Below are 9,757 nucleotides of genomic sequence, written 5' to 3' on the forward strand. Positions count from 1 at the left end.
CAACCCCCCTCTCCCCCCCCCCCCCCTTTCCTCATCTCCTGGGGCCCCCGTTATTGGTTTCCGTGGTTGCCCCGTCGCCCGCCGACGGAACGTTCCGTCGGCGGGCGCCGTCGCCGGTTCGGATCGGTGACTCAGTGAATGATTCCGGTGCGCAGGGCCACTGCCACCATGCCCGCACGGTCGCCCGTGCCGAGCTTCCGCGCGATCCGCGCGAGGTGGCTCTTGACGGTCAGCGCGGACAGTCCCATCGAAACGCCGATGGCCTTGTTGGACTGGCCCTCCGCAACCAGCCGCAGGACCTCGACCTCTCGGCCGGACAGTTCGCGGTAGCCGCCCGGGTGCCCGGGGGCGCCGGGCGGGCGGCGGTGCATGCGCGCGGCAGCCGCACCGATCGGCGCCGCGCCCGGCCGGCCCGGGATGCCGAGGTTGGTACGGGTCCCGGTGACGACGTAGCCCTTGACGCCGCCGGCCAGCGCGTTCCGTACGGCGCCGATGTCGTCGGCGGCGGACAGGGCGAGGCCGTTGGGCCAGCCCGCGGCGCGGGTCTCGGACAGCAGGGTCAGGCCGGAGCCGTCGGGGAGGTGGACGTCGGCCACGCAGATGTCGCGCGGGTTGCCGACGCGGGGGCGGGCCTCGGCGATGGATGACGCCTCGATGACGTCCCGCACCCCGAGTGCCCAGAGGTGGCGGGTGACGGTGGAGCGGACGCGGGGGTCGGCGACGACGACCATGGCCGTCGGCTTGTTGGGGCGATAGGCGACCAGGCTTGAGGGCTGCTCGAGGAGAACGGACACCAGGCCTCCTGGGGGGAGTGCGGGACGCGGGGCCGCCGACCTAGGGGTAAGTCGGGGCGATCCGTGCGGGAAGGGTCACAGGTTCCTTCGGCAGCAAACCCGGGCAGCTTTAGTAAATGATCACGATTTGGTGAGTAACAATTCGGGCAATTCGGATGCGCGATCGATCACCAATGATCCGTGGCGCCCAGGCCGCGCTCCGGAGCACCGCGGGCGCATGACGCGGCGCGGGCGGGGGCCGTACGAGGGGCCGGCCGGCCCGGTGCGTACGCCCGCTCAACGAGCGTCCGGCCGTGCGGGTGGCGGGGGAGCGGGCGCGGAGAGCCGGGAACGGGTGGCCCCCGCACGGGGGTTCAGCGGGGCGCCTGAGCCGTGGAGGGGTCGGATGCCCGCACGGGGAGTCGACGGGGAGCGGGGCAGGCGTGCGGCCCGACCGGGGAATCCAGCGGGCCCGGGGGAATCCGGTTGTCCAGAGGCCGAGTTGTCCGGTGGCCGGCCCCCGGGGTCAACGGGACTGCGGGCCCCTGCGCTGGGGGAGCGTGACCACCGCCGCCTCAGGACCGCCCGCCGGGGGTAGCCCGCCGGTCTGGCACAGCAGCTCGCACCATGCGATCAGATGGGCACCGGCGTCCGGCAGCGCGCCCTTGCTCTCCAACGGCGTCCAGGACGCACGGATCTCGATCTGTGTCGCGGGCGCACGGTTCGCGAGCCCCCCGAAGTAGTGCGAGCCCGCGAGGGTCACCGTCCCGCTCGGCTCCTTGTACGCGACCCCGCGCGCCTCGAACGCCCCGGTCAGCCAGGTCCAGCACACGTCGGGGAACAGCGGATCGGCCGCCATCTCCGGCTCCAGCTCCGCCCGTACGAGGGTCACCAGACGGAAGGTGCCCTTCCAGGCGTCGTGCCCGGCCGGGTCGTGCAGCAGGACCAGCCTCCCGTCGGCGAGGTCCTTGCCGTCCTGGACGACGGCCGCCTCCAGCGCGTACGCGTGCGGGGCGAGCCGCTGCGGCGGGCGGGCCTGATCGACCTCCATCTCCGGTCGCAGCCGCGCGGTGCGCAGCGCCTCGACCGCCTGCCGGAAGGCGAGTGGATGCCCGTCCTCTTCCGTGTTGCCGGTGCCGTCCGCACCATCCGAGAGTCGTCCCTGAGCCGCAGCCATGAGCATGAAGGGTAGGCGGAACGGCAGCCGGCGAGGGGTAGGACACCCGGGAGCGCAGCGCGTCTTCCGCAGCATGCGAAGATTCTGGGCGTGAGTGGCAACGAGCGCCCGACGGGCCAGCAGCAGACCAGCACCGCAGCCGCCGGGTCGGTGTTCCTCAAGGCGTGCCGCGGCGAGCCGGTGCCGCACACCCCGGTGTGGTTCATGCGGCAGGCCGGGCGCTCACTGCCCGAGTACCTGAAGGTGCGCGAGGGCATCCCCATGCTCGAATCCTGCATGCGGCCGGAGCTGGTCACCGAGATCACGCTGCAGCCCGTGCGCCGCCACAAGGTCGACGCGGCGATCTACTTCAGCGACATCGTCGTCCCCCTGAAGGCCATCGGCCTCGACCTCGACATCAAGCCGGGCGTCGGGCCGGTCGTCGCGGAGCCGATCCGTACCCGCGCCGACCTCCAGCGGCTGCGGGCGCTGGAGCCGGACGACGTGGCGTACGTGACCGAGGCCGTCGGCATGCTCACCGGCGAGCTGGGCTCCGTTCCGCTCATCGGCTTCGCGGGGGCGCCGTTCACGCTCGCGAGCTATCTGGTCGAGGGCGGCCCGTCCCGCAACCACGAGCACACCAAGGCCATGATGTACGGCGAGCCCCGGCTGTGGGCGGACCTGCTCGACCGGCTCGCGGACATCACCGCCGCATTCCTCAGGGTGCAGATCGAGGCGGGCGCCTCGGCGGTGCAGCTCTTCGACTCCTGGGTCGGAGCGCTCGCCCCGGCCGACTACCGCCGCTCGGTGATGCCCGCCTCGGCCAAGGTCTTCGACGCGGTGGCCGGGTACGGCGTGCCGCGGATCCACTTCGGTGTGGGCACGGGCGAACTGCTCGGGCTGATGGGCGAGGCCGGGGCCGATGTCGTCGGCGTCGACTGGCGGGTTCCGCTGGACGAGGCCGCGCGGCGGGTCGGCGGTGGCAGGGCACTGCAGGGGAACCTGGACCCGGCGGTGCTGTTCGCGCCGCGCTCGGCGGTGGAGTCGGCCGCGCGGGACGTGCTGGACACCGCGCGGGATCTGCCGGGGCACGTCTTCAACCTGGGCCACGGGGTGCTGCCGTCGACGGACCCGGACGCGCTCACCCGCCTCGTGGACTTCGTCCACACGCAGACGCAAGCCTGAGGACCTGCCCGGTCAGGGCGGGCCGGGCCCCAGCAGGGTGAAGGTGCCGTACGCCGCGGAGGCCGCTGCCGCCGCCGCGAGGACCGCCGCCGCCCGCGCCCGCCACAGCCGGGCCAGGGCCAGGGCCGCCGGCAGCAGCAGCGGGAACGCGGGCATCATCAGACGCGGTCGCGACCCGAAGTAGCCCGCGCCCACGAGTGATACGAAGACCATCGCCGCCGCGTACACCACGACCGGCAGCGGCTGCCGTTGGCGCACCAGAAGCCACAGCAACCAAAAGACGAGGGCGAGCGCCGCGCACAGCCCGAGCCCGGCGAAGACGTTCGATGCGAGGTTCTGCCACACGAACTCCGCCAGCGCCCGGCCGCCGTCGAAGCCGTTGCCCCATTGCCCCTGCACCTCGAAGTAGGCGAACGGGCTGCCGTTTCGCACGGCGACGTAACTCACATACCCGAGCCAGCCCATCGGGGCGAGCAGGAGACCCAGCACCATCCGTCGGTGGTCGCGCACCAGCTCGCGCGGACGGGCGCCGGCGCGGTATGCACGTACGAGGGTGGCCGCCGCCGGAATCGCGATCGCGGCGACGACCGCGATCGCCGAAGGGCGGGTCAGCCCGGCGAACACCGCCAGCGTGCCCGCCGTGATCCAGCGCCGGGTCAGCACGGCATACACCGCCCACGCGGCCAGCGCCGTGAACAGCGTCTCGGTGTACGCCATCGACTGCACGAAGGCCGTCGGGTACGCGCCCCACAGCGCGGCGAGCAGGACGCCCGCGCGCCGTCCGTGAAGGCGGGCGCCGACCGCGTAGATCCCCCAGGCCGCGACCAGCGAGGCGGTCCAGGAGACCAGGAGCCCGGCGTCGGGGACGCTCAGCGGCGTGATCTCGGAGATGCCCCGCTCCAGGGCCGGAAGGAGGGGGAAGAAGGCGAGGTTGGAGTGGACGCCGCCGTCGGGGACGTGCACCTCATAGCCGTAGCCATGCGTGGCGACGCGCGCGTACCAGAGGGAGTCCCAGCGGGCGCTGAGCAGCGTGTGCGGGCTCTTCCCGGCAACAGTGGCGGCGACGGTCAGCACGAGCAGACCCAGCAGCCGCACCGCCACGTACGCCTGCAGAGCGGGCGCGGCCGCCCGCAGCGCGGCGGTGACGCGCTCGCGGCGCGCGATGCGGGGCGCTGACGTGGTGGGCGCTGTCCGGGCGAGCTCGGGCATGAAGGCGATTATCGCCCGGATGGGCCCGGGGCCGACCGCCGGGTCCGGGCCGCCGGGACGCAGGAGGACACCGGGGGGCTGGAGCGGGGCGGTCGTCAGGTCCGGACATACGGGCCCGTGCGGGCGGCGGGTGCGGGACATGACCTGGGCTGGCATCGGGTGCGGGGCCCGGTGCGGGACATGCGGGGCCGGGCGGGCATTGGTGGGGGCCCGGGTGCGGGACGTACGGGCCTGTGCGGGCGGCGGGTGCGGGACATGCGGGCCCGGGCGGGCGGACGATGCGGCCTGTGCGGGCGGCGGGTGCGGGGGAATCCGGCGTGGGCGTTGCCGGGCGCCCCGGGGACCTCGTACCGCCCCTCACTCCCCCCGCAGGTCCCGCGCCACCGCCGCCTTCGCCTTGCGCGCAGCCACCAGTACCGGGTCCCATACGGGCGAGAACGGCGGTGCGTAGCCCAGGTCGAGCGTGGTCATCTGCTCCACCGTCATCCGGGCGGTCAGGGCCACGGCGGCGATGTCCACGCGCTTGCCGGCGCCCTCCCGGCCGACGATCTGGGTGCCGAGCAGTCGTCCCGTGCCGCGTTCCGCGATCATCTTGACCGTCATCGGACGCGAGTCCGGGTAGTACCCGGCCCGGCTCGTCGACTCGGCCGTCACCGTCACGTACTGCAGCCCGGCTTCCTTCGCCTGGGACTCCAGCAGGCCGGTCCTGGCGATCTCCAGGTCGCAGACCTTGCTCACGGCCGTGCCGACGACGCCCGGGAATGTCGCGTAGCCGCCGCCCACGTTCGTGCCGATGATCTGGCCGTGCTTGTTGGCGTGGGTTCCCAGGGGGATGTGCCGGTGGCGCCCGGAGACCAGGTCGAGCACCTCGACGCAGTCGCCACCCGCCCAGATGTTCTCGTGGCCGCGCACCCGCATCGACGGATCCGTCAGCAGGCCGCCCGACTCCCCGAGCGGCAGGCCGGCGCGGTGGGCGAGACTGGTCTCGGGCCGTACGCCCAGGCCCAGGACGACGGCGTCGGCCGGGTACTCCGCGTCCTTGGTGACGACCGCCGCGGCCCGCCCGTCCTCGCCCGTCCGGATCTTGGTGACCTCGGCGTCCGTCACCGTATCGATGCCCATCCCGCGCATGGCGTCGTGCACGAGCCGTCCCATGTCCGGGTCGAGTGTGGACATGGGCTGCTGGGCGCGTTCCAGAACGGTGACCCGGCAGCCGCGGTTCACCAGGGCCTCGGCCATCTCGACACCGATGTAGCCCGCGCCGACGACGACCGTGCGCAGGCTCGAACCCCGCTCCCTGAGCCCACTGACCAGGGCTTGCCCGTCGTCGAGCGTCTGGAGCCCGTAGACACCCGGCGCGTCGATGCCGGGGATGTCCGGGCGCAGCGGGCGGGCGCCGGTGGCCACGACCAGGTGGTCGTAGTCCTCCCAGTGTTCGCCGGCCCCGTTGTCCAGGTCGCGCACGCGCACCCGCTGCCGGACGGTGTCGATCTCGGCGACCTCGGTGCGCAGCCGCAGCCCGATGCCGCGCCTGCGGTGCTCGATGGGCGTACGGGCGACCAGGCCGCCGGGGCCCGAGACCAGGCCGCCGACCCAGTACGGGATGCCGCAGGCGGAGTAGGACGTGTAGTTCCCGCGCTCGTAGGCCAGGATCTCCAGCTCGCCGGGGCCTCTCAGCCTGCGGGCCCGGGAAGCGGCGGACATGCCCGCCGCATCCCCGCCGATGACCACCAGCCGCTGCGCCCGCGCCGTCATCGCGTCATATCCCTTCTCAAGAGCGCGCGGTGTGCGCGCACGGTCCACGCTACGGGCGGGACGCGGCTCAGTCCTCTTCTCGGCGCTCCGCCCGGGCCTCCTCCGGGGTTTCGTGCCGGCTCTGCGAACCCGCGCCCGTCGTCGCCCCGGTCGTCGCCGTCGCCGTCGCCGCCGCAGGGGTTCCGGTCCCCCGCGCCGGGCCGGGAACGGCAACTGCCGCCGGAGGGGTAACGCCCCGTCGGCCGCTCCCGGGCATCCGCGCCCGTGCCACGCGCAAGATCACCAGCAGCATCATCAGCGCGGCGGCGAAGGGCAGTACGGCTCCGACCAGGACCGCCAGCCAGCGCACCGTCGCCACAAAGGCGCCCCAGCCGCCGGACAGCGCGTCCACGAAGCCGGTCTCGTCGTCGTCACCGCCGTCCTGCCGGGGCGAGGTCTCGGAGAGCCGCAGCGTGATCGTGGCCATGCCCGTACGCTCCCCGAGCGACTTCCGCTGGGCCTTGAACGCCTCCAACTCCGCCTGTCGGGTGCTCAGTTCGCCTTCCAGGGTGACGACGTCCGAGAGATTCTCCGCGCGGTCCATCAGCCCGCGTACCCGGGCGACGCTCGCCTCCTGGGACTTGATACGGCTCTCGACGTCCACGACCTGGTCGGTCACGTCCTGCGCCTCGACCTGACGGCTGATCAACCTGCCGGTTCCGGCGAGATCGTCCAGGACCCGCCCGAACTCCTCCTGCGGTACGCGCAGCACGATGCTCGACCGCTCGTGGCCGTCACGGTCGCGGTCGGTCGTCTCGTCCCCGACGTAACCGCCCGCGTTCTCGGCGGTGGTACGGGCCTCCTCGGCCGCTGCGGACACGTCCTTGACCCGTACGGACAGGGTGGCGGTGCGGATGATGTGGGCCGGACCGAGCCTCGCAGGCTTACGGGACGGGGCCTTCGCGTCGCCGGTGCCGGGCTGCTGCTGCCCGGCGTCGGCAGCGCCTTCGCGCGCCCGGTTCGGCGGGACCGCGTCCTGGTTGCGGCCCGCGCCCGGCTCGGCGGGGCCGGCCTCGCTCCGCGACCCCTCCTTCGCGGCGGAGCGGTCCGTCGCGGAGTCCGGCGAACCGGCGCACGCCGTCAGGCCGAGCGAGACCGTGAGCAGTACGCCGGCGAGGACGGCGAGTGACCGGCTGCGGGAGCGCAGGAGCGCTGCCGGTGGCTCGTACGGATCCCGGCGCGCTGCCGGTGGCTCGTGCAGAGGTGGGTGCGGCGCCACACGCGGTGGTGCGGACGGCGGGTCGAGCAACGGACGCGGCATCGTGGTCCCCCCAAGGGCCGGTGATGTTATCGCCCGTTGGACGAGGGGCGCGCGGGGCGGGTTGCGGGCCCGCGGTCCCGATGAGGTCACGGTCGGGACTCGTTCCGGGGTCTGAGACAGTGGGGGCATGGATCAGGCGGAGCGTCGTACGGAACAGAGCGCGGGCTCGCGGGTCGTGGTCGTCGGCGGAGGTATCGCGGGTCTCGCGGCCGCCCACCGGCTCAGCGCGCGTGGCGTACACGTCATGGTTCTGGAGGCGTCGGAGCGTCTGGGCGGCAAGCTGCACGCGGGCGAGATCGCGGGTGTGCCGGTCGACCTGGGCGCCGAGTCGATGCTGGCGCGGAGGCCGGAGGCCGTGGCACTGGCGCGCGAGACGGGCCTCGCCGAAGACCTGCGGACCACCGCCACCACCTCCGCCTCGATCTGGACGCGCGGTGCCCTGCGACCCATGCCGCAGGGCCATGTGATGGGGGTGCCCGGCGATCTCGCCCCGCTCGCCGCGTCCGGAGTGGTCTCGCGGGAAGGCCTCGCGCGGATCGAGCAGGACGCCGAACTGCCGCGTACGGAGCCCGGAGAGGACGTCGCGGTGGGCGCGTACATCGCCGAGCGCCTCGGCCGCGAAGTCGTCGACCGGCTCGTCGAACCGCTGCTCGGCGGCGTGTACGCGGGCGACGCCTACCGGATCTCGATGCGCGCCGCCGTCCCTCAGCTCTTCGAGGCCGCTCGCACCCACCGCTCCCTGACCGAGGGCGTCCGCGCGCTGCAGGCCCGGGCCGCGCAGGCTCCGGCCGGCCCGGTCTTCATGGGCATCGACGGCGGAGTGGGTCGCCTGCCGATCGCCGTCGCCGATGCCGTACGCGCCGCGGGAGGCGACATCCGCACTGGCACGCCCGTGCACCGCATGACGCGTACGGGCGGGGGCTGGGAGATGGTGGCCGGTGACACGCTGATCGAGGCCGACGGGGTGGTCCTGGCCGTGCCCGCGCCCGAGGCCGCGCGGCTGCTCGCCGCCGAGTCCCCGGCCGCGACGGCCGAGCTGACGGCGGTCGAGTACGCCTCGATGGCCCTGGTCACCCTGGCCTTCCGCCGGGACGACCTGGGCACGCTGCCGGACGGGAGCGGCTTCCTCGTCCCGCCCGTCGACGGCCGCACGATCAAGGCCTCCACCTTCTCCAGCCGTAAGTGGGGCTGGCTCGGAGAGGCCGGCCCCGGTCTCTTCGTGCTGCGCACCTCGGTCGGGCGGCACGGAGAGGAGGCGGTCCTGGAGCGCGAGGACTCCGATCTGGCCCGGCTCTCCCTGGACGACCTGCGCGAGGCCACCGGCCTGACCGCCCGCCCCGTCGAGACCGTCGTCACCCGCTGGAACAGCGGGCTGCCGCAGTACCCCGTCGGCCACCTCGGGCGCGTGGCCCGGATCCGCGAGCACGTGGCCAAGGTGCCGGGCCTGCGCGTGTGCGGCGCGCTGTACGACGGCGTGGGCATCCCGGCGTGCATCGCGAGCGCGCGGACCGCGGCCGACGAGCTGGTGGCGACCCTGGCGGAGGGAACCGGCGGGGGCGAGCGAGAATGAGGGCATGACTGCTGCTCCTGAGAACCCTGCCGCCGGCCGGGGCCCGAACGCCGGCAAGAAGGCCAAGGACCTCAACGAGGTCATCCGCTACACCCTCTGGTCGGTGTTCAAGCTCCGCGACATCCTGCCCGAGGACCGCACCGGGTACGCCGCCGAGGTGGACGAGCTGTTCGCGCAGCTCACCGCGAAGGGCGTCACCGTGCGGGGTACGTACGACCTCTCGGGGCTGCGGGCGGACGCGGACGTCATGATCTGGTGGCACTCCGAGTCCTCCGACGCGCTCCAGGAGGCGTACAACCTCTTCCGGCGCACCCGGTTCGGCCGTGCTCTGGAGCCGGTTTGGTCGAACATGGCGCTGCACCGCCCCGCCGAGTTCAACAAGTCGCACGTCCCGGCCTTCCTCGCCGAGGAGGTCGCCCGCGAGTACGTGTGCGTGTACCCCTTTGTGCGGTCCTACGACTGGTACCTGCTCCCCGACGAGGACCGGCGCCGGATGCTCGCCGACCACGGCAAGATGGCCCGCGGCTTCCCGGACGTCCGCGCCAACACCGTCGCGTCCTTCGCCCTCGGCGACTACGAGTGGCTGCTGGCCTTCGAGGCCGACGAACTGCACCGGATCGTCGACCTCATGCGCCATCTGCGGGCGTCGGAGGCGCGGTTGCACGTCCGTGAGGAGGTGCCCTTCTACACCGGGCGCCGCAAGCCGGTGGCCGAGCTGGTGGCCGGACTGGCCTGAGCCCGGGGCGATCCGCCTCCGGCCGGTGGATCCACTTCCGGCCGGCGGAACGACCTCCCGCAGCGACCGCCGG

The 9,757-nt window shown here is 73.5% G+C and carries 8 protein-coding genes; 3 read left to right on the forward strand and 5 right to left on the reverse strand.

Annotated elements, in window-relative coordinates:
• Positions 1–131 precede the first annotated feature (131 nt).
• Positions 132–794: a response regulator transcription factor gene (locus tag AB0M26_RS03500; protein ID WP_360858984.1), complete on the reverse strand. Its 663-nt coding sequence runs from the start codon at positions 792–794 to the stop codon at positions 132–134.
• Positions 795–1,299: 505 nt separating this feature from the next.
• The gene (locus AB0M26_RS03505; RefSeq protein ID WP_365253823.1) at positions 1,300–1,950 is read right to left on the reverse strand and encodes a DUF3000 domain-containing protein; all 651 of its coding nucleotides are present in this window, start codon (positions 1,948–1,950) and stop codon (positions 1,300–1,302) included.
• 90 nt (positions 1,951–2,040) lie between these two features.
• Here AB0M26_RS03505 and hemE point away from each other — a divergent pair, with 90 nt between their 5' ends.
• Positions 2,041–3,114 carry a uroporphyrinogen decarboxylase gene (gene hemE / locus AB0M26_RS03510; RefSeq protein WP_365253826.1) on the forward strand — a complete coding sequence of 358 codons (1,074 nt, stop codon included), beginning with the start codon at positions 2,041–2,043 and terminating at the stop codon, positions 3,112–3,114.
• A 12-nt stretch (positions 3,115–3,126) separates the two neighbouring features.
• Here the strand turns inward: hemE and AB0M26_RS03515 are convergent, their stop codons facing one another.
• From AB0M26_RS03515 to AB0M26_RS03525, 3 genes are all read right to left on the reverse strand, one after another.
• Positions 3,127–4,323 (reverse strand): hypothetical protein, encoded by a 1,197-nt coding sequence (locus AB0M26_RS03515; protein WP_365253829.1) that lies wholly within the window; start codon positions 4,321–4,323, stop codon positions 3,127–3,129.
• 357 nt (positions 4,324–4,680) lie between these two features.
• The gene (locus AB0M26_RS03520) at positions 4,681–6,078 is read right to left on the reverse strand and encodes an FAD-dependent oxidoreductase (protein ID WP_365253832.1); all 1,398 of its coding nucleotides are present in this window, start codon (positions 6,076–6,078) and stop codon (positions 4,681–4,683) included.
• Positions 6,079–6,145: 67 nt separating this feature from the next.
• Positions 6,146–7,378, reverse strand: coding sequence for a DUF4349 domain-containing protein (locus tag AB0M26_RS03525; protein WP_365253835.1), 1,233 nt, complete (start codon positions 7,376–7,378; stop codon positions 6,146–6,148).
• A 127-nt stretch (positions 7,379–7,505) separates the two neighbouring features.
• On the opposite strand from AB0M26_RS03525, the gene hemG reads away from it, so the two are divergent.
• On the forward strand, positions 7,506–8,948 hold the full coding sequence (gene hemG, locus AB0M26_RS03530) for a protoporphyrinogen oxidase (protein ID WP_365253838.1): 1,443 nt from the start codon (positions 7,506–7,508) through the stop codon (positions 8,946–8,948).
• A 4-nt stretch (positions 8,949–8,952) separates the two neighbouring features.
• Positions 8,953–9,684, forward strand: coding sequence for a hydrogen peroxide-dependent heme synthase (hemQ, locus tag AB0M26_RS03535; RefSeq protein WP_365253841.1), 732 nt, complete (start codon positions 8,953–8,955; stop codon positions 9,682–9,684).
• The last annotated feature ends 73 nt before the right edge of the window (positions 9,685–9,757 follow it).

Source organism: Streptomyces sp. NPDC051776 (assembly GCF_040681345.1).
Lineage (GTDB): Bacteria > Actinomycetota > Actinomycetes > Streptomycetales > Streptomycetaceae > Streptomyces.

Excerpts from the sequence above, each read along its gene's own strand:
- AB0M26_RS03505 (WP_365253823.1), bottom strand. The coding sequence starts at position 1,950 with ATGGCTGCGGCTCAGGGACGACTCTCGGATGGTGCGGACGGCACCGGC.
- AB0M26_RS03515 (WP_365253829.1), bottom strand. The coding sequence starts at position 4,323 with ATGCCCGAGCTCGCCCGGACAGCGCCCACCACGTCAGCGCCCCGCATC.
- AB0M26_RS03520 (WP_365253832.1), bottom strand. The coding sequence starts at position 6,078 with ATGACGGCGCGGGCGCAGCGGCTGGTGGTCATCGGCGGGGATGCGGCG.
- AB0M26_RS03525 (WP_365253835.1), bottom strand. The coding sequence starts at position 7,378 with ATGCCGCGTCCGTTGCTCGACCCGCCGTCCGCACCACCGCGTGTGGCG.
- hemG (WP_365253838.1), top strand. The coding sequence starts at position 7,506 with ATGGATCAGGCGGAGCGTCGTACGGAACAGAGCGCGGGCTCGCGGGTC.
- hemQ (WP_365253841.1), top strand. The coding sequence starts at position 8,953 with ATGACTGCTGCTCCTGAGAACCCTGCCGCCGGCCGGGGCCCGAACGCC.